The sequence below is a fragment of the Onishia niordana genome (assembly GCF_004798965.1).
Classification (GTDB): domain Bacteria; phylum Pseudomonadota; class Gammaproteobacteria; order Pseudomonadales; family Halomonadaceae; genus Onishia; species Onishia niordana.
The window spans coordinates 71342-94848 of sequence record NZ_SDSD01000006.1; the positions used below are offsets into that span (position 1 = coordinate 71342).

At 56.4% G+C, this 23507-nt stretch carries 19 protein-coding genes; 16 read left to right on the forward strand and 3 right to left on the reverse strand.

Translation table 11 applies throughout. The annotated features are described in order from the left end of the window. Positions 1-21: 21 nt before the first annotated feature. From cysC to ETC27_RS12185, 3 genes are all read right to left on the reverse strand, one after another. Positions 22-645 carry an adenylyl-sulfate kinase gene (gene cysC, locus ETC27_RS12175; RefSeq protein ID WP_136255277.1) on the reverse strand — a complete coding sequence of 208 codons (624 nt, stop codon included), beginning with the start codon at positions 643-645 and terminating at the stop codon, positions 22-24. 488 nt (positions 646-1133) lie between these two features. Beyond that, positions 1134-4712, reverse strand: coding sequence for an O-linked N-acetylglucosamine transferase family protein (locus tag ETC27_RS12180; protein ID WP_136255278.1), 3579 nt, complete (start codon positions 4710-4712; stop codon positions 1134-1136). 223 nt (positions 4713-4935) lie between these two features. Continuing rightward, positions 4936-6123, reverse strand: coding sequence for a FliC/FljB family flagellin (locus ETC27_RS12185; protein WP_136255279.1), 1188 nt, complete (start codon positions 6121-6123; stop codon positions 4936-4938). A gap of 417 nt (positions 6124-6540) precedes the next feature. Between ETC27_RS12185 and ETC27_RS12190 the strand changes: the two genes are divergently transcribed. The 16 genes from ETC27_RS12190 to ETC27_RS12265 all read left to right on the forward strand — a co-directional run bounded on the left by ETC27_RS12190 (position 6541) and on the right by ETC27_RS12265 (position 23378). Continuing rightward, the gene (locus tag ETC27_RS12190) at positions 6541-6774 is read left to right on the forward strand and encodes a DUF2835 family protein (RefSeq protein ID WP_136255280.1); all 234 of its coding nucleotides are present in this window, start codon (positions 6541-6543) and stop codon (positions 6772-6774) included. A gap of 102 nt (positions 6775-6876) precedes the next feature. Continuing rightward, on the forward strand, positions 6877-8589 hold the full coding sequence (locus ETC27_RS12195; protein WP_136255281.1) for an HD domain-containing phosphohydrolase: 1713 nt from the start codon (positions 6877-6879) through the stop codon (positions 8587-8589). 157 nt (positions 8590-8746) lie between these two features. Further along, positions 8747-10126, forward strand: coding sequence for a flagellar filament capping protein FliD (fliD, locus tag ETC27_RS12200; RefSeq protein WP_136255282.1), 1380 nt, complete (start codon positions 8747-8749; stop codon positions 10124-10126). A gap of 59 nt (positions 10127-10185) precedes the next feature. Then, positions 10186-10605, forward strand: coding sequence for a flagellar export chaperone FliS (fliS, locus tag ETC27_RS12205; RefSeq protein ID WP_136255283.1), 420 nt, complete (start codon positions 10186-10188; stop codon positions 10603-10605). A 1-nt stretch (position 10606) separates the two neighbouring features. Continuing rightward, positions 10607-11011, forward strand: coding sequence for a flagellar protein FliT (locus ETC27_RS12210; RefSeq protein WP_168709062.1), 405 nt, complete (start codon positions 10607-10609; stop codon positions 11009-11011). Then, positions 11008-12321 (forward strand): flagellar hook-length control protein FliK, encoded by a 1314-nt coding sequence (gene fliK / locus ETC27_RS12215; RefSeq protein ID WP_136255285.1) that lies wholly within the window; start codon positions 11008-11010, stop codon positions 12319-12321. The genes ETC27_RS12210 and fliK overlap by 4 nt, the downstream gene beginning before the upstream one ends. Further along, the gene (locus ETC27_RS12220) at positions 12318-12602 is read left to right on the forward strand and encodes an EscU/YscU/HrcU family type III secretion system export apparatus switch protein (protein WP_136255286.1); all 285 of its coding nucleotides are present in this window, start codon (positions 12318-12320) and stop codon (positions 12600-12602) included. Before fliK ends, ETC27_RS12220 begins: the two co-directional genes overlap by 4 nt. A gap of 392 nt (positions 12603-12994) precedes the next feature. After that, positions 12995-13330, forward strand: a complete 336-nt coding sequence (flhD, locus tag ETC27_RS12225; RefSeq protein ID WP_136255287.1) for a flagellar transcriptional regulator FlhD — start codon at positions 12995-12997, stop codon at positions 13328-13330. Further along, entirely contained in the window at positions 13327-13887 is a 561-nt protein-coding gene (gene flhC, locus ETC27_RS12230) for a flagellar transcriptional regulator FlhC (RefSeq protein ID WP_136255288.1), read from the forward strand. The genes flhD and flhC overlap by 4 nt, the downstream gene beginning before the upstream one ends. A 218-nt stretch (positions 13888-14105) precedes the next feature. Beyond that, positions 14106-14981: a flagellar motor stator protein MotA gene (gene motA, locus ETC27_RS12235; RefSeq protein ID WP_136255289.1), complete on the forward strand. Its 876-nt coding sequence runs from the start codon at positions 14106-14108 to the stop codon at positions 14979-14981. Further along, entirely contained in the window at positions 14978-15907 is a 930-nt protein-coding gene (gene motB / locus ETC27_RS12240; protein WP_136255290.1) for a flagellar motor protein MotB, read from the forward strand. Before motA ends, motB begins: the two co-directional genes overlap by 4 nt. Positions 15908-15946: 39 nt before the next feature. Next, positions 15947-18085 (forward strand): chemotaxis protein CheA, encoded by a 2139-nt coding sequence (gene cheA / locus ETC27_RS12245; protein ID WP_136255291.1) that lies wholly within the window; start codon positions 15947-15949, stop codon positions 18083-18085. Then, positions 18082-18576, forward strand: a complete 495-nt coding sequence (cheW, locus tag ETC27_RS12250) for a chemotaxis protein CheW (protein ID WP_136255292.1) — start codon at positions 18082-18084, stop codon at positions 18574-18576. Before cheA ends, cheW begins: the two co-directional genes overlap by 4 nt. Before the next feature lie 358 nt (positions 18577-18934). Next, positions 18935-20224 (forward strand): methyl-accepting chemotaxis protein, encoded by a 1290-nt coding sequence (locus ETC27_RS12255; RefSeq protein WP_136255450.1) that lies wholly within the window; start codon positions 18935-18937, stop codon positions 20222-20224. 95 nt (positions 20225-20319) lie between these two features. Further along, positions 20320-22506 carry a methyl-accepting chemotaxis protein gene (locus ETC27_RS12260; protein ID WP_136255293.1) on the forward strand — a complete coding sequence of 729 codons (2187 nt, stop codon included), beginning with the start codon at positions 20320-20322 and terminating at the stop codon, positions 22504-22506. A gap of 20 nt (positions 22507-22526) precedes the next feature. Further along, positions 22527-23378 carry a CheR family methyltransferase gene (locus ETC27_RS12265; RefSeq protein WP_136255451.1) on the forward strand — a complete coding sequence of 284 codons (852 nt, stop codon included), beginning with the start codon at positions 22527-22529 and terminating at the stop codon, positions 23376-23378. The last annotated feature ends 129 nt before the right edge of the window (positions 23379-23507 follow it).

Below are 23507 nucleotides of genomic sequence, written 5' to 3' on the forward strand. Positions count from 1 at the left end.
CTACCTTTTCGCGATACGAAACTAAGGCTCGCTGACGAGCGAGCGCTCGGTAAGATACCGGATGATGGCATCGGCCGCCTCTTCAATGCTCATGACACTCGTCATCAGGTGTATGTCGGGATTCTCTGGTGGTTCATAAGCGGAATCGATGCCGGTGAAGTTTTTGATTTCACCTTGGCGCGCTTTCTTGTAAAGGCCCTTGGGATCATGCTCTTCAGCAAAATCCAATGATGTGTCGACGAAAATCTCGATGAATTCACCGTCTTCCATGAGCTCCCGAGCCATCTGGCGCTCACTGCGAAACGGCGAAATGAGGGCTGTTAGTACTATCAAGCCAGCATCAACCATCAGCTTGGCGACTTCGCTTACACGTCGAATATTCTCCACGCGACCAGCATCGGTGAAGCCCAGGTCTCGGTTCAATCCATGGCGCACATTGTCGCCGTCGAGCAGGTAGGTGTGCTGGCCAGCGGCGTGTAGTTTCATTTCCACCAGACTGGCGATGGTGGATTTTCCTGCGCCCGAGAGTCCGGTAAACCAAAGAATTATCGGTCGCTGGCTTTTCGCCAAAGATCGCGATTTCTTGTCAACAGCTAGATGCTGCTTATGGATATGTTGGCTGTTGTGTAGCGTCAAGTGCTGCATACCGACTCCTGCAATGCCATGGATTTCGTGTTAGGAGCTATCAGATCCTAGGTGGTAGAGGTTTAACTGGCTAAGTGCAATACGTAACTCATCAAGTTTCGTGATGAGATGTACAGTCGTTTCTGCCGCTCACTGGTGAAGCTGGGGTGCCGGCTGGTCCAGGGGGATGGCATCGCCCGCCCGGTGCCGGTCAGTCGCCTGGGCAGCTGACTGTTCGAGTGGCCGACCCGTCGCGACTGTGGGGCCTGGGAAGCGTTTGAATCGCCTCGGCTTGGTAGGCATATCCAGGCGTTGTACTTAGAGTCCAAATATTAAGCGCAGCACCCGCGGTTTTCAGTGCGCCTGAGCATTCGAAAAGGAATACCTATGCCGATGTTCAATACTCCAGAACCCTGCGCATCTTCTCCACCGAGCAAATCACTTGAAGGCCCCTTGCTGCCAGCAGAGGCCACCTTCCATTACACATCTGATTATCAGGGACCTGTCAGTTAGTAGTTTTCCTGTGAATACCCCAGACGCCGCATCATGTCGGAGCAGCGGCTGATCACCTGGACGACTTCGTTGTCGTCCAAGTGGTCTTTCCATACGCCGCGGCGATCGTGTATTGGCTGGGTCATTTGCCAGGAACGGCGCTGCAGGTGGTTCTTTTCTCCTTTTCCATCGGTTTCCTGTGCGTCTTGAACGCCAAACCAGTTGTAATCCTTCTTGTGGAAGTCGAAGACCTTGTCGGTGTAATCAAGCGTCAGGAAGTCGAAGACCTTCTGCATGGTGCCAACTTGGTCCGTCACGAGGTCCTCGTACTTGACCCAGTGCACCCGAGGATTGTCCTCGTGTTGGAGCAGCGCCCGATTGTCGGCGATCCAGCGCTTGATGCCGCCCTCAAGTGAGCCCGAGCGATTCTTCAGCGAGCCGACCACGTCGCGACCATCTCTAAGCATTGCCACGAATTTCGCATTGGGAAACTTCTCTTGAATTTCACTGATGCGGTAGATATGCCGAGGTGTCTTTTCGCACACGAGGCGTTTGCCCTCCTGGAGGCAAAGACGCTTCTCCTTAGGATATTCGCGGTCCACATTCGGATTGTTAAGGAACCAGTAGGTCTCCCGGGGGATGCTGTGGATTTCCGGGTGGGCGCCGAGGATGGAGGCCATCAGCGTCGTGCCACTGTGGCCGCAGCCGATCACGAAGATGCTCTCATCCTCGATCTTGTCGTCCGCCGATCCGTGGTCGTTCCCGGCGGATGCCGTTGGAGTGGGAGACGGTGCCGCGGCGACTTCTCGACGGGCTGGGGGCTCGGTGATGCCGGCCTGCTGAAGATAGGCTTCGGCAAGCTCGGGGTTCACCATGGCGACCAGCTCGTGGCTGAGATCCTTGATGTCGAAGCAGGAGTGCAGAATGAAGGCGAGCTTCATCCGCTGATTGTCGTCCAGAGTCGCCATCCTGGGAGCATTGGGGATGAACAGCGCGTCGGCATTGTTAAGCTCTGTAGCTTGCCGCTTCTCCAAGGGAACGCTTTCGGAGAGGTGGCTACGGTGTTGCGGTTCGTGTAGCCGATAGAACCGGAACCCATGACGGCTGGCCCAGTGTTGAACTTCTGCCAAGTTAGGTTGGCGCTCGTGGGTGGGCTGAAATGCAATCTTCACCTGGAGTAGCAGGGTGTCTTTCAGCGCCTGAGTGCCGTTGTCGAGAATTGCGTTGGCATCATTCAGATCGTCCAATACCAGCCAGTCGATGGCAGGGATTCCTTGGATACTGTCCAGTGCGATGCTGCTGAGCGGAAGTCGGGTGAGTACCTGGCTGCCCTTGCGGATAGCCTCCGGTTGATGTTCATCACCGAGTGGCGTCAGGGTAGCGCTGAACTTGGAATCCAGGCAGGCATGAAGCTGACTCGATTGACCGTCACCCAGTGTGGCGTTGGGGTAGTAGTGCACGCCTTTATGCTGCTTGAGCGAGGTTTCCGGCGCCTGGCTGCTGGGGTCGAAGGCGATGAGCTCTAGAGCGTTGCGCTGCAGCAGTTGACGAACGACATCGTTGTGAAGGAGTTGCCCACCGTTATCCACAGCAATGAGCTTGCCCTCGAGTTGCCAACGAAACTCGGCAGTACTTTCCTGTGCTTCGGCTTTTTTTATTTCAACCGGGGCGTCGTCACCTTCAAACTGGGCTTCGCCCTCTCTGTCGAGGGTTAGAGCCGCGGGAGCCTTGTTATCACAGTAACGTTGCCAAATGGCGCGCATAGCATTTGTAAAGTGCCTGGCGAAGCGAGGGCCGTCGCAAACCGGTGATTGCAGCAGTACATCGCGCAGGTGCTGGCGTATGGTTGCCAAGCTTTCAAGATCGCTGGCGAGCTCGATCACGCGGGCGCGGTATTCATCCCAGCTTTGCGTGACCAGCTCCGGCATGCCGGCATTAACTAGGTGCGTTGCGCTGTGTCGTCCGGCAAAGGTTGGGCCTGGCAGGGTCACCACCGGCACTCCCATCAATAAGGCTTCGCAGGTGGTCAGTCCGCCGGAGTAGGGCCAGGGATCAAGGGCGATGTCTACTCGGTTATAGGCTTCCAGCAACTCGGCGTGAGGTGAGGGGCCTTCAATTATCAACCGCTTACTCTCGATGCCATGGTAGGACATTGAGTCTAAAACACGTTGGGTTAGCTCTTCGCTGCTGTATTGAAAGCCCTTTAGAAATAGCCGCGAGTTGGGCAGCTGGTGCATGAGTGTGGCCCACTCGGCAAGTGTTTCCGTGTTGACCTTGGAAGGGTTATTGAAACATCCCAACGTCACATAGCCATTATGAAGTGCCGGCAGCGGCTGAACTTCGCCTTGATCGCTGCCGGGGTCGTAGCAGATATAGTCATCCGGCATTCGAATCAGTTTTTCAGTGTAGTAAGCATCTTCGCCACCTGGTGACTCAATCTTATCTGTCAACAGGTAGTCCATAGCACTGAGCCCGGTGGTATTGATCAGCCCTCCCACCCACTTGACAAGAAGTGGCGCTGGCTGCATGGCCATCACGCGCATGCGGCTTCCGGTGTTATGGCCTGCCAGGTCGATCAGGATATCGATTTTGTCATCACGGACCTGTTGAGCCAGCGCCTCATCGGATAAGTGTGCTACCGGCATCCATTGGGTTGTCACCTTACGAATACGTATCGTCAAGGGGTCGACGGCATTATTAGTGCTGTAAGCATATAGCGCCAATTCATGTGGGGCTATTTCCTCCAGTACCGTTGTGATCATTCGGCCTACCGGATGCTGACGAAATCCATCTGATATCATGCCGATACTCAGACGTTTGTTGTGAGCAATATTGCTAGGCCGAGGGCGGTTTTTTCCCTGTGTAGGTCCATAGCGCTTCTCCCACTCCCGACATACCTCGAACATAGCGGCACGCGTAGCATTGGGGTTGTAGTGCAGTGCAGTCAGCCGGTTGGAATAAGGCTTTGCGTCATCATTGGTAAGTTCGATGGACTGACGATAGAAACTGTCTGCTTCATCCAGCAAGCCAAGATCACGGCGCAGATTGGCGGCGTTATTCCAATGGCTATAGTTCGTAGGCTGCTTTTTTAGGAGGTTATCGAATAAATCGATGGCATCCTGGTACCGATGCAATCGATAGAGGATATTGCCCCTGAGAGACAGCATTCCCAAATGCTTGGGCTGTATTGTCAGAGCTTGATCAATATGTACAAGGGCTTGCTCATTCTGTGTACGGTTGAACAGTATCTTGGATAGTTGGAAGTGTGCTTGAGTCAAGCCCGGGTCAAGGTCGAGTGCCTGCTTGATCAGGGCAATGGCTTTATTGTCATCACCTTGGTTGTGCGCTACTCGAGCCAGCATTTCCAGTACTTCAGGATCTCGCGGCGCCAATTCCAGGGCGCGCTCGATTGGCTCAAGGGCTTCATCCCAGTGTTTCTGGTTTAGCCAATGCTCGCCCAGCGCTTTCCAGCCGTCAGGATTTTGGGGTGCATTTTCAACAAGCCTTCTGGCTTTCTTGAAGCTTGGAGTACCACGGTCACTAGAAGAAGCTGCATGATCTACCTGGTGGGCATGACTGCGGCGTTTTTTGTTCATGGCGTGTCGCTCTAAACTGGATAATACCCACAGACTAACCGATTGCTGGCCGGGTAAAGCATGCAAAAGCTGGCGGTTATAGTGTTTTTTGATGGGTTAGGTTCGGTGGGCTCTGTAAGCCCTGTCAAGGGGTTAACAATTATTGACTGGTAATGAATGACTTTCAGGCATAAAAAAAGCAGGGCTTTCGCCCTGCTTATGATCTGTCTTACCGCCGAGGGATTTAGCCCAGCAGAGACAGGACTGACTGCGGCAGCTGGTTAGCCTGGGCCAGCACGGATGTACCGGCCTGCTGCAGGATCTGGTTCTTGGTCATGTCGGCCACTTCGGTCGCATAGTCGGCATCTTCGATGCGTGAACGAGCAGCAGACAGGTTTGTCTCATTTGTCGACAAGTTGGTGATGGCAGAGTCGAAGCGATTCTGAACAGCACCAAGGTCGGAGCGGAGGCTATCAACTTGACTCAGTGCGCTATCCAAGGCTGCGAGCGGTTCGTCAGTAGCTACCTCTGTAGCAACATCCGTTAAATGGGTTGCTTCTTTGCCAGCTGTATAGCTGAGCACAGGTGTTGTACCTGCTGCAGCACCAGAGGTTTCAACTTTGAGCTCTGCTTCATAGAAGCTTGTATTACCTTCTGTATCTGTACCTTTGATAAATACGTTGCCATCGCTATCAGTGAAAAGGCCGCCAGTGGTGCCGCCTTCTAGAGTCGACCCTGTAAGATCGCCGGTGATAGCAATAGCACCAGTTGCGATTTCTGTACTATTGGCGGCTGTGCTGCCGGCAGCAGAAACGGTATAGGTTGTACCGTCAACTTCAAAAGTTTCGCCTGCAGCAGCAGTTACTTCCGGGCCAGTTCCCGCTGCGGTGGCGAGTTTTTGGTTGACATTAAAACCAGTGAGATCGAGAGATTCGGAGTTGGTGGTTGAGAAATTGATATCAATAGTCTGGCCATCTTTCGCACCGACCTGAATCGTCATGGATTCGGCGCCATCAGCTAATACTGCGGTACCGTTAAAGTCTGTTTCGCGAGAAATGCGATCGATTTCTTCTAAACGCTGACCGATTTCATCCTGAATAGAATTGAGGTCATCTTGAGAGTTTGTGCCGTTCTGGGCTTGAACGGTCAGTTCACGAACACGTTGCAGGTTATCGTTGATCTGGTTCAGACCACCTTCGGCAGTCTGCGCAGCGGAGATGCCGTCGTTGGCGTTACGCTGTGCCTGGCCGAGACCAGTGATCTGAGAAGTCATGCGGTTGGCGATGGCCTGGCCGGCGGCATCGTCCTTGGCGCTGTTGATACGCAGGCCGGAGGACAGGCGCTCCATGGAGGTGGTCAGAGCGCTCTTGGATTCGCTGAGGTTCTGCTGACCGATCATCGCGGTGATGTTGGTGTTGATTCCCATTGACATAATGATGTCCTTCCTATTTTTGAGGGCTCCATTGGCTGGCCGCGGTGTCGGCTGATTGAGTCATGCCGGGCCTGCCACAACGGCGCCGTTGGCCGTTACTCCAGTTATCGGAAGGTGTCGAGAAAGCTTTAGGGCTGAATACAGATTTTTTGATTAAGGCTCAAGCCGATGCTGTGGAATGGGTTGCAGCGGCTGATGCATAAGCCAACTGTGGCTCGTTTGGTTGATTGCTTGGCTGTTCGCTAGGGATCTCTCGGGCTTGGTGAATTTCGCGTTGCTTCATGGCGAGCTCAAGGCGCGCGGCCATCAGAATCAGATGGTGCTACGCTAGTGCGCTATTTCAGGCGTGCCTGCCAGGTGGAGCGATGCTTGAAGAGCGGAATATCCAACCTGAAGCCAGGTGATTAAGGAGAGATGGTGCCGAGTGTTGATATCTGGCTGAGCCTTAGCCGTAAGCAATGCCTGGATTACTACCAGGGGCAGGTGCAGCAGGTATATGCCCAGGCGCTGGATGGGCGCCGCGTGGCATTTCCCGCCAGTGCCTTGAGCAGGGTGGTGGGCAAGGATGGCGTGGAAGGCTATTACCGGCTGAGCTTTTCCAGTGCGGGGCGATTCGAATCGCTTATGAAAATCGCAGCCCCGCAGCGCTAGGCGATAAAGATTTGTGACATCAAGCCGATACGATAAACAGGGACGTTTCTGTACGTGCCTTTATCTAGGTGCGGGCAGTGCAATCGAAAGGATGAGGATGGGATGGCAGAAGCAAGTGGCGATTACAAGCCGGTAAGCAATGCACGCGAGATGCAGGAGCTTCTGGAGGTGTTAAGCGAGCCGGGAGGCGCTTCGCTGATGCTGGATAAACCCGGGAGCCAGCCGCTGCCGGTGTTATTGATGGATGTTCGCGCCGACGAATCGCTGGTGCTTGATATCAGTGCGATTCGCGAAGTGGCGGGCGAGCTCAAGCGAGGGCTGGGTTTTCGGTTGCTGGGGCAAGCAAGAGCGAAGCTCGTGCGTACGCCGGTATTGACGGTTACCCAGGCCTATGAAGTCGAAGGGCGGCTTTTATGTGAAATGCCGTACCCTGAGCAGCTGGAGGTGTTGCAGCGTCGGGATAATTTTCGTGCCGAGCTGAGTGCCAGCATGGACGCGAAGGTGTTGCTTCACCATGAGAAAGCCCCGACGCCTTTGCAGGGCGCTCTCAAGAACCTGTCGCTTGAGGGGGCGTTGGTAGTTCTGCCGCTGGGTAAGGGCTCGCTGCTGGCATCGGCGCCGTCGACCATCGAGCTGAAACTGGTTTTCCCCAATCACAGCCAGTTGGTGCTTAGTGGCGCACTTCGCCATGACGCTTCGGATCTGGAGCGGCAAATGTTTTTTGCAGGCTTCGAGTTCGTGGCGCGCAATGCCGAGCAAGAGCGGCAGCTATGGTTCTTCGTGCGCGAGATCGAGCGTGAAACGGCCCGGCGCGCAAGAGCGGTTCAAGACGGAAGGCATCCCGAGAAAGAGCCTTCTCCGTTGTTCCAGGCAGTTGAACGTCGCCAAGCGCCCACCGCGACGAGCCAGGATGTGGAATATGCCACGCCCATGACACAGCGGCTGGCACGCCTTGCTGCCTATCTTGATAACCAGCTCTTTGCGATAAAGCAGGGGCGTCGCATCGATTCCGTGCAGCTGTCACGCCATGCTGATCGCTTATTGGCGCTGCTGGATGAAGATCGCGAGGCCATGTTGTTTGCGCTGGTATGCCTGCAGCGTGATTCAGTGCTGGTTCAGCATGGGCTGGCCGTTGCGGTGCGCCTGGCCGATATTGCCGGGCAACAGGCGATGCCACATGAAATACGCAAGGCGCTGCTGGCGAGCGCCATGGTGCATGATCTTGGCAAGTCGCTGCTGCCTGATGCCTTGCGCGAAGCGACGTCGCTTGATGCTGACCAGTACCGTGAATTGCACGCCCACGTGGGGCGCGTGATGGAGGCCCTTGCGGGTTGTACCTGGCTTTCTCGGGCGGTCATGCAGGCGGTTGTCACCGGCGCTAATGAGCGCCTGGACGGCAGCGGTTACCCAAGGGGCTTGCAGGGCGACAAGCTGCATGAGCTGTCTCGACTGATGGCGGTCGTTGATGTTATCGATGCGATGGGTCGCGACCGCCCTGACCGTGAGGCCTGGTCGATAGATGGCATCTACAAGTACTTGCTTCGTCATCCGCATCAGTTCGATCAGCGTTGGGTGAAGCGCTATATCCGCCACTTCGGCATTGCGCCGATCGGCTCGCTGGTGCGCTATGCCGGAGGAGAGCTTGCCTGGGTGTTGAACATCGATGAGCAAGGTCAGCCTGCCCGTGTACAGTTAACCGATAGCCCTGTTGCCGCCACGAGATACATGGGCGCCGTGATTGAAAAGCGGGAGCTTACGTTGCTAGGCAAACCAGTCGAGACGCTCGCCGTGCCTTCCGCCAGTACTCCCTCATAGATCAAGCTCTTTTAAATAACCATGACGATAGTCAGCCACGTTCCTAAAGTTCCTGGGCTGGGTGTCGATATTCGAATTAACGGGAATTAGACAGGCTATTCGCCCCCTTGCGGTGACGCTGTAGTTGGCAGAATGGCTCGTAACAGGAGGCACCGGCATGGCGTCAATTTCATCACTGGGTATTGGCTCGGGGCTCGATCTTAACGGGCTCTTGGACCAGCTCAAGAGTGCCGAGCGAGAAAAGCTCGCGCCCATCACACAGCAGCAGCGTAGCTATCAGTCGCAGATATCGGCCTATGGTCAGTTGGAAAGCTCGCTGTCGCAGTTTCAGGATGCCGCCGCCAAGCTGAATAACGCCGAGTTCTTTCAGGGCGTGACCAGCGAGGTGACGGGCAGCGCCGTGACGGCAGCGGGTGGCAGCGACGCGGCCCCTGGTCGCTATGATATCGAAGTGACTCAACTCGCCAGGGCTCAAAGTCTTGCGGCTGCAGGTGTAACCAGCAGTTCCGATAGCTTGGCGTCCGCGGGAACACTGACGCTCAGCGTAGGAGGCGGCGACGATACGAATATCGAGATCGCTGCCGATAGCTCACTCGAAGATGTGCGAGACAGCATCAATGCGTCGGGTGCCGGTATCCGGGCATCGATCGTTAATGATGGTGGTGGCTTCGATGGTAGTGGCACCGCTGGCCAGCCTTATCGGCTGGTACTGACATCCGAGGAGACCGGCACCGAGTCACAGATGAGCGTGACATTTAGCGATACTGGCAGTGATCTGGGAGTGGCGTTGTCAGCCATGACCGAGTCGGTCACCGCTGCCAATGCGGAGCTGAGCGTCAATGGTATTGATATTTCTAGCCAGTCCAACACCGTTGAAGGCGCGGTCCAGGGTGTGACGTTGTCGCTTGCCGAAACCGGTACCGCGACCCTCGCGGTCGAGCGTGACAACGGTGCCGTGGAATCCGCAGTGAAGGGCTTTGTCGATAGCTACAACAAGCTTCAGACAAAGATGGCGGATCTGACCAGCTTCAATGCAGAAACCGGTGCCGCGGGTGAGCTGCTGGGTGATAGCACCCTTCGTAGTGTTGAATCTCAGCTTCGCAATGTCCTGGGCGGCGATGCCGGGGATGGCACCTTCCAGATGCTCTCGGATGTTGGCATCAGTCTCAAGGTCGATGGCTCGCTTGAACTCGACGAAGAAGCGCTTGGCGAGGCGGTCAGCAATGATTTGTCGGCCCTCAGTGCGTTTTTTACCGGTGCCGATGAGGCAGGCGGCTTGGCCGGGAAGGTCGATGGTGTGCTGGGGCGCATGTTGGAAGATGGTGGCTTGGTAGCCAATTCGACGCAGGGGCTCGAAGACACCATCGAGCGTTTGGGTGAGCGCTACACTCGCACCGAGGAGAGCATCAACGACACGATTGCTCGCTATCGTACTCAGTTTGCACAGCTGGATAGCATGATTGCCAACATGAATTCGACAAGCAGTTACCTGACCCAGCAGTTCGACAACATGAATGCTCAGCTGGGTCGGAGCTAGCCGGCTGAGCACCACTGTAAACATCAGCAACTACTTCTGCTGAACACGAGGAACTACCTATGAGTGCCATGAGAGGAGCCGCTGCCTACGGTAAAGGTGCCAAGGCCTACGCTCGGGTTGGCGTGGAAAGTGGGGTGATGTCGGCGTCGCCGCATCAGCTCATCAGCATGCTCTTTGACGGTGCTCAGGCATCGATCCGCAAGGCGCGCATCCATATGCAGGACGGTAATGTGGCGGAGAAGGGCCTCGCCATTTCCAAGGCATTGGACATCGTCAACAACGGCTTACAGGCCGCGCTTGATGCTGAAAAGGGCGGCGAGATTGCCGAGCGACTGTGGTCACTCTATGACTATGTTGCCCGGCTGCTGATGGAAGCCAACCTGCGCAATGATCAAGAGCGCCTGGATGAGGCTTCGGTGTTGCTTGAGAGTATCGGTTCCGCCTGGCGTGATATTGGTGCCCGGTCTAGCGAGGTATGACATGAAAGAGCAGCGGTTCATGGAAGACAGCAGCGCTCACGCCACTATTGCCAGTTATGAGGCGTTATGGGAGCGTTCAAGCCGGATGCTGGCCTTCGCCTGCGAAGAAGACTGGAGCCGCCTGCTCGAGGAGGAGGCAGACTACGTCGTCGACGTCGAGCGATTGTCGAAACTAGAGGCCGGTCAGGTACTGGATGCGAACCAAAGCGAGCGCAAGGCGCTGCTGCTCGAAGGCATTCTGGAGAACGACCTGGACATTCGCCGCCGTCTGGAAAAACGACGCGAAGAGCTTGCTAGCTTGCTGAACGCCAGTCAGCGCAAGCGCTCGGTTGATACCGCGTATCGCGCTACCTCGGGGTTTCAGGTTCTTGGTGGTCCGGCGCGCTTCCAGAAGGGTGATGCTTGAGCGGCATCACGCCTTTGATCGACACACTTCTCCATCAAGTGCTGGGGAAGCGGGTCGATATTCAGGTACCGAAAGACCTCAATGCCCCGGTGCAGCCCACAAGCCCGGGGGAGTCCGTCCAGGCATTGCGCAGCGATTCTCGGCTTGATCCTCGCCAATTAACGGCCCAGGCCCCATTAGTTGGGCGTTCGCTAGATCAGTCGTTGCCTGGCACAGCGGAACCGCGCTCGACGGGCCAATTCCCGGCATCGACGCAAACGCATTTCAGTGCATCGGCGCAAACGATCGCCAATGTTCTTGACCGCTTCCCCGCTCCGCTATCGACTCTTCGCGCTCAAGCGCCGCTGATGGTGGCGTCGACCAACATGGGTGATTCATCTCAGTTGGCTTCGCGTCTTCAGCAAAGCATCGAGACTAGCGGGCTCTTCTACGAATCGCATGTGTCGAAATGGTATCGCGGCGAAATGCCCCGCCAGCAGCTGATGCTGGAACCACAGATGCAGCGCTTCAATACCGGTAGCGCTTTCCAGCCGCTGACGCCTATCACCACAACGCCCATGCTGTTGACCTTCCCGCCGCCCCAGGCGAATAGCAGTTTGCTGAATATCCTCTTTGGGTCCGCATCGTTCGCCACCTCAGGTGCAGGTGCTGGCGCCCCCTTGGCAGGAGGTATGCCAACCCCAGGGGCCCCACCGGCTAGCCAAGGCGCCCATATGTCGCCGCTTATGCAGCCGGTAGCCGGGCAATCTGCGGTAACTGGGGCAGGGCAGCTACCATTGGCGGTGCAGGGCGATGGGGCAGAGAGAGTCGATACTCATCAGCCCCTTGGTGCGGCGGAGCGTGCGATTCAGGCATCTGGGCAAGCCCCGGGCAATGCCGATGGTCTGGATGAGGCGCAGCAGAGTGTGGTTCGTCATCAGCTGGAAATGTTGGCCGCGCCGTCGCCAGTATTGCGCTGGGAAGGTGATGTCTGGTCTGGCGTGTTCATGGCGCTTATCGTGCAGATGCCTGCTGGCAAGCAGGGCGACAGTGATCAGCCGGCCTCCGATGAGTCTGAAGAAGATTCAGGCCAAGGCGCTTGGCGAACCCAGATGTCGTTGCAGGTGGCGGGGCTTGGCAAGTTGGATGTGGAGTTGAGTATCGTGCCAAGGCAACTCGATATCACGTTAAGCGCCGAGAACGAGGCTGTATTAACAAGGCTCAAGGAAGGAGGTGCCTCCTTGCGTTCGCGCTTGCAGGCCTGCGGTTTCGATACCATTCATCTCAATATGGTACAGCGGCCCCAACAGCATGAAGGAGCTCTGGCGTGAGCGAGACATTTCCTGGCGGGCGACGCCAAGCCGTGGCGTTGGCGTACCGTCAAGGTGAAAAGGCGCCCCAGCTCGTCGCCAAGGGGTATGGCGACATGGCAGAGCGCATCATCGAGGCGGCTCGAGAGCATGATATTTTCATCCATGATGCGCCGGCCTTGGTAGGCATGCTCATGCAGCTGGACCTCGACGAAAAAATCCCCCCTGAACTCTATCAGGTGATCGCTGAGCTACTGATCTGGGTTCGTGATCTTGTGCCAGCCTCAGATGAGTCGCGTTAGCGTTACTTTCGTCACTCTTTGGCGTCCCTTCTACTGTTTTCTGCACCCTCCTGCGCAACGTACACCATGTCCTTTGGTTAACAAATGGTCAGGTTTTTGTGTAATTTTATGAAAACTTTTGTGTTTTTTAGAAATTATACAGGTTCCCTGGCGTCGCCTTTCAGCGACTGATGATGGCTGAATGCTTAATTTACGGCCTCTTCCTTCCGTATTTCCTTCGTATCACCATTTGTAACGCTTTCTGTGAAAGCATTAGAGGCTGGTTGAAAAAGCAGGGCTAAAGAACTAAAAATGACTTACATAAGAACCAGACGTCTAATTATAAAAGCCGACAGATGATGTCAGGTATTGTCATGGTTTATTAACAATTCCAAATAATTGCAGGGGCCAACATGATCAATCAGCAGTTACTGGATGAAATTCAGGACTTGAACCTTTCGTATTTGCTGCTGGCGCAGCGCATGCTAGCTGATGACCGTTCGATGGCGATGTTTCGGCTCAAGGTCGATGAGGAGATGGCCGATCTACTCGTCTCGCTATCGGCGCGCCAGCTTGGCCAGCTATCTCGCACCAATCAGCTGCTTTGTCAGCTAAGCCTCAATGATGCTGATCAATTGCAGACATTGGTGCAGCAGCGACGAGAGCATGGACTCGCGCAGACCCATACGTCGATGTTGCTGTCGCAGGCTGAGATAACATCAGCCGGGCAAGCTGGAGGCATGGCATGAGCGAAAAAAGCCTAGTGATGGAGATGCAGCAAGTCCAGATGGCAGTTGAGCTTATAGAGCTGGGCGCTCGCCTCCAGGTGCTTGAAACCGAGACCAACCTTAGTCGTGGACGCTTGATCAGGCTTTACAAGGAAGTGCGGGGCATGTCTCCCCCTAAAGGCATGTTACCGTTCTCAGCGGACTGGTTTATTACTTGGCTACCTAATATTCATTCATCACTCTTCTATAATTACTATCAGCGCCTACGCGTAGATTATAACTGTGATCGTATGGAGGCGTTCGTCAAGGCGTACCGGCTGTACCTGGAGCAGGTCAGTATTGATGGAGCCGAGCCCGTTCTGGGGTTGACTAGGGCCTGGACGCTAGTGCGTTTCTTTGAGAGCGAGTTGCTCGAGCTTGCTTCGTGCACGGCTTGCAAAGGGCATTTTGTGGCTCATGCCCATACCCCGGCCCAGGAGTTCGTGTGCGGTATCTGCCAGCCACCCTCGCGCGCAGGTAAGACACGCAAGCGTACCGCCCAAGCCAGCGCTGAGTCTTTTGTATCTGCCTCTAACTAGCGCGATACGGCACGAAACGATGTAGCGCAGCGCCCCTGTATGTTCTTAATGCTGTCATAGCTAGCCTTCCTTACTGATGCCCCGGCCCATTGGCCGGGGCATTTCGTTGCGCCCTTGAGGCGCGACCCGCTGGTTTTTGCTCCCTTGACCCTCAAGGCTTGGCGAATATTGCCGATAGTGGTTTTAGACGCCATTCGCCGAAGTGAAGGACACAGCCAGTGTTTATACCCCTCGGATTCATCATCGTGACGCTGTCGGTTTTCGGCGGTTTTGCCCTGGCCGGCGGTAAGCTGGGCCCTCTCTATCAGCCGACCGAGATCTTGATGATCTGCGGCGGCGCCTTCGGTGCTTTCGTCGCTGCCAATAACGGCAAGGCGATGAAGGCCACCATCAAGAGCTTCTCCAAGCTCAAACGCACCGCCAAGTACGATAAGCAGACCTACATGGAAGTCATGGCGGTGATGTACAAGCTGCTCACCAAGGTGCGCCGCGAAGGCATGCTGGGCATCGAACGTGACATAGACACGCCCGAAGACAGCCCGATTTTTTCTGACCACCCCAAGGTCATCAATGACCCCATGATCATAGGTTTCATCACGGACTACTTGCGTCTGATGGTCAGTGGGGGCATGGATCCTCATCAGCTGGATGAGCTGATGCTTCATGAGATCGAAGCCTTCGAGCACGAAGCTCACATTCCTGCCGACGCCCTGGGAAAAGTCGGTGATGGTCTGCCGGCATTTGGCATCGTGGCGGCGGTAATGGGGGTCGTGAAGGCCTTGAGCTCTGCCGATGCTGGCCCGGAGCAAATGGGGGTGATGATCGCCCATGCCTTGGTCGGCACCTTTCTTGGCATTCTGCTCGGCTATGGGTTTTTCAACCCTATAGCGAGCCGCATTGATCGTCAGGTTCAGGAAGGCGTCAAGATGCTGCAGTGCATACGCGTGACGTTGCTTGCCAGCCTCAATGGCTATGCCCCGCAGCTGGCGGTGGAGTTTGGTCGCAAGGCGCTGCATAGCGATGAGCGACCGGGGTTCGCTGAGCTCGAAGAACATGTGCGCTCGGCCAAGGCTACTGGTACGGGAGGCGCATGAGTACGCAGGGCCCCCCTATCATCATCCGGCGCAAGAAGGTGGTTCACGGGCATCATGGCGGCAGCTGGAAAATTGCCCTCGCTGACTTCATGACCGCCTTGATGGCACTTTTTCTGGTGCTGTGGATTCTCTCCTCCGCGACGCCTCAGCAGCGTCAAGGCGTCGCTGAGTACTTCAGTACACCGCTGTTGACGGCTATTGCCGGCGGTGAGAAGCAGGCCAGCAGCCCCAATGTCATACCTGGGGGAGGGCCAGACCCTACCTCTATGGAAGGTGAGCGAGAGCGAATTGATCGGCGTGTCGATTCACGGCCAAGCAACGTGCCGCAGCGTCTCAGAGAGCTGCGTCGCCGGATTGAGAATGCCGTCCAGGCCGACCCCATGTTACGTGAATTGCGCAACCAGCTTCGCTTCGACATGACGCGCGAAGGCTTGCGTATCCAGCTTGTCGATACCGACAAGCGCCCCATGTTCGAGTTGGGCAGCGATCAAGTGGCGCCCTACATGCGACGTTTGCTGCGCACGATGGCGCCGCTTCTCAATGAGGTGTCAAACCCCATCAGCATCAGTGGCCACACCGATAATCTGCGCTATGTGGGCGGGCTGCAGGGTTATAGCAATTGGGAGTTGTCGTCGGATCGCGCCAATGCCTCTCGGCGGGAACTCATCGCTGGAGGGCTTGAGCCTGATCATCTGCTAAGGGTGGCGGGGATGGGGGATCAAGTGCCGATTCCGAATAGTGAGCCTGGCGATGCGATAAATCGGCGTATTGCCCTGGTGGTGTTGTATCAAGAGATTGCCAATCACATTCGTACGCAAGGGTCGCGTGGAGAGATGTTCGGGGTGCCATCGGCGATGCCGCCGAGTGACGATTTGCCTACTGATGAATTCGTAGAGGGCATTCGCGAGACGCTGGGCGGGCAATGATCCCGGTCGGCTCGTTAGATGATCAGTTCGGGGACGAGCATGGATATCAGTGAATTTTATGAAACATTCTTCGAGGAAGCCGAAGAGCTGCTAGGCGACATGGAAAGGCATCTGCTTGAGCTTGATGTCGATGCGCCTGACTCGGAGCAGCTGAATGCGATTTTTCGTGCGGCTCATTCCATAAAAGGGGGGGCGGGTACCTTCGGATTTGACGTTCTCCAGCACACGACGCACTTGCTCGAGAACCTGCTCGACTACACGCGCCACGGTGAGCTGGCGTTACGCAGAGATATCGTCAACACCTTTCTGGAAACCAAGGATATGCTGCACGATCAACTTGACGCCTATCGGCAGGGTACTGAACCCGATCCGGCTGCCTTTGAGCGGATCTGCCAGACCCTGAAGCAGCTCGCACTCGATGAGATTGGCAAGAAGGTCGATGATGATGCGCCTGGCGCAAGTCCGTCATCGACGGCTGCTCCTGCCGCCGCATCGCCAGCGCCCGCGGAGAATGCATCGGCGGGAGATGATAAAAGCGGCGCAGAAAGCCGTTTGAGCATCGCCTTGCTGGGTATCGCCGAGAAAGACAGAGAGTTACTGGTTGAGGAGCTTGCCAACTTCGGTGAGGTCATCGAGCGTCGCGGCGATGTTACCCGGTATGAGGTGCTGCTGGAGACATCGACCAGTAGTGACGATATCGAGATGGTGATGTGCTTCATTATCGAACCCGACCAACTCGAGATACGTGCGGCAGGCGGCCCTGCGGCAGGCGGCCCTGCGGCGGGCGAATCGGCAGTCAGTGGCGATGCTCAGCAGCAAGCCTCGGCACCTGCTTCGGCGCCAGATGCATCCGCTCAATCTGCGGATAAGCCTGCCAAGGCCGAGTCGACTACTGCTGCGAGCCAACCTGAAGCCAAGGCGCCTGCTAAGCCGAAACCCAAGGCTGGCGCTAGCGGTGAGTCCTCGATTCGCGTACCGGTCAATAAGGTCGACCAGATCATCAATCTGGTGGGTGAACTGATTATTACGCAATCAATGCTGGACCAGACGGTCAGTGAAATGGAAACCACCCAGGGCGGTGCTCTGGTGACCGGCATGAGCCTTTTGCAACGCAATGCCCGCGATCTGCAAGAAGCGGTGATGTCGATTCGCATGGTGCCAATGGATTACGTGTTCAGCCGCTTCCCGCGGTTGGTGCGTGATCTTGCTGCCAAACTCGATAAAGATGTCGAGCTGGTCACCGAGGGTGAGTCCACTGAGCTCGACAAGAGCCTCACTGAGCGCATCATCGACCCGCTGACCCATCTGGTTCGTAACAGCCTGGACCACGGTATCGAGTCCCCGGATAAGCGCGAAGCGGCGGGCAAGTCACGTACCGGTCGCTTGACGCTTTCTGCGCAACACCAGGGCGGTAATATCCTGATTGAAGTAATTGACGATGGCGCCGGTCTGAATCGCGAAAAACTGTTGGCCAAGGCGCAGTCCAGCGGGATTCAAACGTCCGACAGCATGAGCGATGACGAGGTGTGGCAGCTGATCTTTGCTCCCGGATTCTCGACAGCGGATGAGGTCAGTGATGTGTCCGGGCGGGGCGTCGGCATGGACGTGGTCAAGCGCAATATCCAGGCCATGGGAGGGCATGTCGAAATCAAGTCAAAAATGGGGCAGGGGACGACCACACGCATCGTGCTACCGCTGACACTCGCGATCCTTGATGGCATGTCGATCAGGGTCGGTGAGGAAATGTTCATATTGCCTCTCGGCACCGTGCTGGAATCGCTACAGCCGCGTAAGGAGGATCTCTTTGCCATGGCCGGCGATGACGTGGTCATGAAGGTGCGGGACGAGTACCTGCCCGTTGTTGCCGTGCATCAGGCGCTGGACGTTGCCGGTGCCAATACCGAGATGACCCAGTGCATTGCCGTGATTGTTCAAAGCGAAGGTCGTCGCTATGCCCTGCTGGTCGATGATCTGATCGGTCAGCAGCAGGTAGTAGTCAAGAACCTGGAAACCAACTATCGCAAGGTGCCCGGTGTATCGGCGGCCACTATTCTGGGCGATGGTAGCGTGGCCTTGATCCTTGATGTCACCGATTTGCATCGCCTGAGTCGTACCAAGAGAGAGGCGCAGAGCGCCCGTCGTCAGAACACGCCTGCCAAGGAGGTAGAAGCATCATGACCGACCTGAATGCCGCCAGTGCGGCTGCCGTAGAAGCGCATAGCCGCGAATTCCTAGTGTTCTCGCTGGGTGATGAAGAATATGCCATCGATATCCTCAAGGTGCAGGAAATTCGTGGCTACGAGAACGTCACGCGCATCGCCAATGCGCCGGACTTCATCAAGGGAGTCACAAACCTTCGCGGTGTGATCGTGCCGATCGTTGATCTGCGCATCAAGTTCCATCTGGATAACGTCGAGTATGGCGGTCAAACAGTGGTTATTGTCGTCAATGTCGGTGATCGGGTCGTTGGCATTGTCGTGGATGGCGTATCGGATGTCATGACACTCACGCCTGAGCAGATCAAGCCGGCGCCCGAGTTTGGCGTCACGCTCTCTTCTGATTATTTGAGCGGTCTGGGTAGCCTTGAAGATCGCATGCTGGTGCTGGTTGATATCGACAAGCTGTTGACCAGTGATGAAATGGCGTTGGTCGATACCGTCGGCGCCTGATACAGCCTAGCAAGGCCTCTAGTAACGCCCCTTGAATCGCCTGGCTTCTGTCGGGCGATTTTTTTGATGCAGGTCATATCTTAAAGCTTTCGATTAAAGCTCCATCTCTGACGGCCGATAAGCTTTTATGTGCCGCAATAGGTTTTAAAGGCCAGTTGTCTACTGAGAACAGGCTATTCAAGGCAGCACAAGAAGTACGGCCAACACCAACATTATTAGACGTCACATCATCTCGCCCTGACAAACGCGAGTGGGACATCGGTTGCTGCTGTCGGTAACGGTGCCCGGTCAAGGACGGCGATAGTGGATCGGCTTCGCCAACAATAGGAAAGGGGTTCCAGTGAAGTTTATCGACAATATGACGGTACGAGTGAGCTGGGGACTGGTGCTGGGAATGTTTTCCGGCTTGATCTTGCTGCTCAGTGCCCTCGGACTCTATGCCGTTAGTGATCCGGCTTCGGTTGCCGAAAAAGTGGCGTTGGTGAAGCTCGGTATTCTGATGGTGCTAGTCGTCACGCTGATTAGCGTACTGCTGGTGGTATGGGGGGTGACGGTGAATGTCATTCGCCCCCTGGAGCGCGCCGTCGGGCATTTTGAGCGCATGGCAAAGGGGGACTTGTCGGGAGACGTCGAGCAGCGGGGCAATAACGAGATTGGACGCCTTTTTTCTGCGATGACGCATATGCAGCAGAGTCTCGGCAGTACCGTGGGCTCCGTTCGCCAGGGCGGCCAGACGATCTATCAGCATGCTCAGGAAATCTCTCGGGGTAATACCGATCTATCCTCCCGCACTGAACAACAGGCCGCCTCACTGCAAGAAACCGCCTCCAGTATGGAAGAGCTGACCTCTACGGTCAGCCAGAATGCCGATAACGCTCGTCAGGCCAGTCAGTTGGCCGGAGAAGCGTCTCAGACGGCGCGTCGCGGTGGTGAGGTGGTGAGTGACGTGGTCGGCACCATGCGCGAAATCAACGACAGTTCCCACCGCGTCAGCGAGATCATCAAGGTGATCGATTCGATCGCCTTTCAGACCAATATTCTGGCCCTCAATGCGTCTGTCGAGGCCGCACGTGCCGGTGAACACGGGCGCGGATTTGCCGTTGTGGCGGAAGAAGTCCGGAATCTCGCCGGTCGCAGCGGTGCCGCTTCCAAGGAGATTCGCGGCCTGATAGAGGCATCGGTCGAGCGTGTCGAAAACGGCACGGTGCTGGTGGATCGCGCCGGCCAAACCATGGAGGCAATCGTCGCAGCGGTACAGCGTGTAAGCGACATCATGGACGAAATAGCCTCCGCCTCGGTAGAGCAAAGTAATGGCATCAGCCAGGTCAACCAGGCGGTTGCTCAGATGGATCAGGTGACACAGCAAAACGCCGCCCTGGTCGAGCAGGCCGCTAACGCGACAGTCGAGCTGGAACGAGAAGCGGAAGAGCTACGGTCTGCCGTTGCCATTTTCCGCTTGGCGCAGCAGTCAAGCGAAGCCTCGACGCCTCCCTCGCCGAGGCAAAGATCATCGTCTCATCAGCATAGCGATGAGGATGCCCAGCTTGCCCGCTGGATGCCTCAACTCATGGGCAAACAGGCTGGAACGTCACAGAAGGCTGGTCGCACATCGTCATCTCATGACGAAAACGACTGGTCGTCCTTCTAAATGAATTATCGCGCCTCGCGTTGCGCTTGCGAGGTTGGTGTAAAAAAACAATCAAGTCTGCCGGGGCTCGTTAGGGGCCTACGTAAGGGGGAAGAATGCGCAACAATCAACCTGTCACGCAGCGGGAAGTAGAGCTCAAGGATGATGACTTCCTGATTTCGAGAACGGATACCAAGGGCCGTATTACCTACGCCAATCCGGCTTTCATCGAAATTAGTGGTTTTTCTAAAGAAGAGTTGATTGGGGCGCCGCACAATCTTGTTCGCCATCCCGATATGCCGACGGCAGCCTTTGCCAATATGTGGGAGACCCTCAAGGCTGGCGAGGGCTGGTCAGGGTTTGTCAAGAATCGGCGCAAGGATGGAGATCATTATTGGGTCCACGCCAGCGTCACACCGATTATCGAAGACGGCAACGTGGTGGGCTATGCGTCCCTGCGGGTCAAGGCCGACCGCGAAGCCATCGAAAAGGCCGATCAAAGCTATGCGCTGATCCGTGAAGGTCGTGGCAAGCACCTGATGCTTGAACGGGGAAACTTGCGCAGACGGGGCCTTTGGGGACGACTATGCCGCATTAACCCGACAAGCATGCGCTCTCGCCTTACCACCATGATCGGTGTTGCCATGGTATTGCTGGTTGTCAGTGGTGGCCTGGGGCTTTTTGGTCTCAACGTTGCCGGTGAGCGCATTCTTGAGATCAAGCAGGATGGCCTTGAGGACGTGGCGCGCCTGCAGCGGATTGAACAGTTGATGACGCAAGGGCGGGATAGACTCGATGGGCCTATCAGTAACCCCATGTCTGCTGATGTCGAGAGTCTTACGGCAGATACCGGTGCGCTGGTGACCAATCTTGAAACGGCATGGGCGGGCTACATCGGTGATGGCGTCAACATTACCAGCGCTGAACAGACGTTCGCCGATGGTCTCGATGCCTATATCGACGAAGGCATGAATGCCGCGGTGAGTGCCCTCGACTCGGGTGATTTCTATCAGGCGTATGTCGCCTTCAATGAGGTGCTGAAGCCCAAGGGTGCCGAACTGTCGGCCACGATCAATGAGTTGGTCGAACAGAAGCAGGATGCAGCCACGGACCTGGCTGAGCAAGCGAGCGCGGATCAGCAAAGGATGCTCATTCTCCAGGGGATCTTGCTCAGTGTCGGATTACTGCTGCTCCTTCTGCTCGGGACCTTAACGGTGCGTTCATTGACCAAGCCGCTGCGTGAGTCGATGCAGTTCACCCTGCAGATCGCTGCGGGCAACCTTGCCGCCAGCATCCCCGCACATCGTAACGATGAGGCAGGTCGTTTGATGGCGGCGCTTGATGTCATGCGCAAGAGCCTCGGCAGTATTGTTAGCGACGTCAACGGCAGTGTGAAGGTGGTCGAGCCGGCGGCACGTGATATCGCCCAGGGTAATGAAGATTTGTCGTCACGCACCGAACAGCAGGCGGCCTCACTCCAAGAAACGGCCTCCAGCATGGAAGAGATGACCACTACGGTGCAGCAGAACGCCGATAACGCCCGCCAGGCCAGCAGTCTGGCCGTCGACAATGCTACCCAGGTGGGAAATGCCGGTGAACTGATGAATCAGGTTGTCACCACCATGGAAAGTATCACCGCGAGTTCGCGCAAGATGACCGAGATCATCGATGTCATCGACTCCATCGCCTTCCAGACCAATATCCTGGCACTCAATGCGTCTGTTGAGGCTGCCCGCGCCGGTGAGCATGGGCGAGGCTTCGCGGTGGTTGCCGAGGAAGTGCGAAGCCTGGCGGGACGCAGCAGCTCTGCCTCCAAGGAAATTCGCGATCTGATTTCCGGTTCAGCCAAGGAGATCGACACCGGTGCCGGTCTGGTCAAGTCGGCAGAAACTGCCATCGGGGAGGTGGTGTCGGCGGCCACCCGTGTCAACGACATCATGAGCGAGATTACGGCTGCCTCCGAGGAGCAGAGCAGCGGTATCACGCAGATCAATCAGGCCATTGCACAAATGGATGAGGTGACGCAGCAAAACGCTACACGGGTGCAGTCCTCGGCACATGCGGCCTACCAGCTTGAACAGCAGACCCGCCACTTGAGCACGGCAATTGCCGCCTTCCGCCTGCGCGGCGAAGGTGTCGAGACGGTCAATAGCCGCCCTCAAAAGGAAGGCAGCAGTCCGGCGCTCAAGCAGCCTGCAGGGCGTGGTGAGCGGTCAGCATCGCAGCCGAGTCAGCAAGGACAGCGTGCGCTACATCAAGACCGGCAGTTGGCCAGTGTCAATGACGAGTGGGAGGAATTTTGAACAGTCATGTTCCCCAAGAGATGAGCGGTCCGGGAGGTTGGTCGACCTCCCAGGCCGACCGGGACCTTGTCCTCACCGCACAGGATTTCTCCCGTATCCGTGAGCTGATCTACCAGCGTGCCGGCATTGTGCTCGCCGAGCACAAGCGCGAGATGGTCTACAGCCGGCTGGCAAAGCGGTTGCGTCATCATGGCCTTACCCATTTCGGTGATTATCTGGCGCGCCTCGAGCGCCAGCCCGAGGCCAAAGAGTGGGAGGCATTCACGAATGCACTGACCACCAACCTCACGGCCTTCTTCAGGGAAGCTCACCACTTCCCGCTGCTATCCAAACACGTTGCTGATCGGAAGGATCGCGTACGGGTCTGGAGTGCAGCAGCCTCTACCGGCGAGGAGCCCTATTCGATTGCCATGACGCTGCGTGAGGCGTTGGGGACCCGCGCCGATCAGGCGCAGGTAGTGGCGACCGACATCGATACCGATGCCTTGGCGCGTGCTCGCGAAGGCATTTATGCCATGGAGCAGGTCACCAAGCTGGATGAGGCGCGAATCAAGCGTTTCTTCCAGAAGGGGAGTGGTCGGCGTGCGGGCTTCGCTCGAGTGCGCCCCGAGGTGGCCTCCATGGTCGAATACAAGTCACTTAACCTGCTGGCGCCGGGGTGGCCTATTGAAGGGCCCTTCGATGCGATTTTCTGTCGCAACGTGATGATTTATTTCGATAAATCGACTCAGGCGAAAATTCTGCAGCGGTTTGCGCCGCTCTTGAAGCCAGATGGGCTGCTGTTTGCCGGGCATTCGGAGAATTTTTCCTACATCAGCGAGGCGTTTCGCCTGCGTGGACAAACGGTTTACACCCTGGCGGCCCGACCCTGATGCGCCCTCACGCGTCAGGCTCTTTCCTCTTTCCGGAACGCTAAATATCAGGCCCTGGGGTAAAGCTCGCCCAGTGGCGGCCGATAAAGCTATTGATGCCCTGCTGCGAGTATCTCTCCGCGGTTGGCC

Bases quoted from the DNA above. Each gene is read 5' to 3' on its own strand.
- cysC (WP_136255277.1), bottom strand. From the start codon at position 645: ATGCAGCACTTGACGCTACACAACAGCCAACATATCCATAAGCAGCAT.
- ETC27_RS12180 (WP_136255278.1), bottom strand. From the start codon at position 4,712: ATGAACAAAAAACGCCGCAGTCATGCCCACCAGGTAGATCATGCAGCT.
- ETC27_RS12185 (WP_136255279.1), bottom strand. From the start codon at position 6,123: ATGTCAATGGGAATCAACACCAACATCACCGCGATGATCGGTCAGCAG.
- ETC27_RS12195 (WP_136255281.1), top strand. From the start codon at position 6,877: ATGGCAGAAGCAAGTGGCGATTACAAGCCGGTAAGCAATGCACGCGAG.
- fliD (WP_136255282.1), top strand. From the start codon at position 8,747: ATGGCGTCAATTTCATCACTGGGTATTGGCTCGGGGCTCGATCTTAAC.
- fliS (WP_136255283.1), top strand. From the start codon at position 10,186: ATGAGTGCCATGAGAGGAGCCGCTGCCTACGGTAAAGGTGCCAAGGCC.
- ETC27_RS12210 (WP_168709062.1), top strand. From the start codon at position 10,607: ATGAAAGAGCAGCGGTTCATGGAAGACAGCAGCGCTCACGCCACTATT.
- flhD (WP_136255287.1), top strand. From the start codon at position 12,995: ATGATCAATCAGCAGTTACTGGATGAAATTCAGGACTTGAACCTTTCG.
- flhC (WP_136255288.1), top strand. From the start codon at position 13,327: ATGAGCGAAAAAAGCCTAGTGATGGAGATGCAGCAAGTCCAGATGGCA.
- motB (WP_136255290.1), top strand. From the start codon at position 14,978: ATGAGTACGCAGGGCCCCCCTATCATCATCCGGCGCAAGAAGGTGGTT.
- cheA (WP_136255291.1), top strand. From the start codon at position 15,947: ATGGATATCAGTGAATTTTATGAAACATTCTTCGAGGAAGCCGAAGAG.
- cheW (WP_136255292.1), top strand. From the start codon at position 18,082: ATGACCGACCTGAATGCCGCCAGTGCGGCTGCCGTAGAAGCGCATAGC.
- ETC27_RS12255 (WP_136255450.1), top strand. From the start codon at position 18,935: ATGACGGTACGAGTGAGCTGGGGACTGGTGCTGGGAATGTTTTCCGGC.
- ETC27_RS12260 (WP_136255293.1), top strand. From the start codon at position 20,320: ATGCGCAACAATCAACCTGTCACGCAGCGGGAAGTAGAGCTCAAGGAT.
- ETC27_RS12265 (WP_136255451.1), top strand. From the start codon at position 22,527: ATGAGCGGTCCGGGAGGTTGGTCGACCTCCCAGGCCGACCGGGACCTT.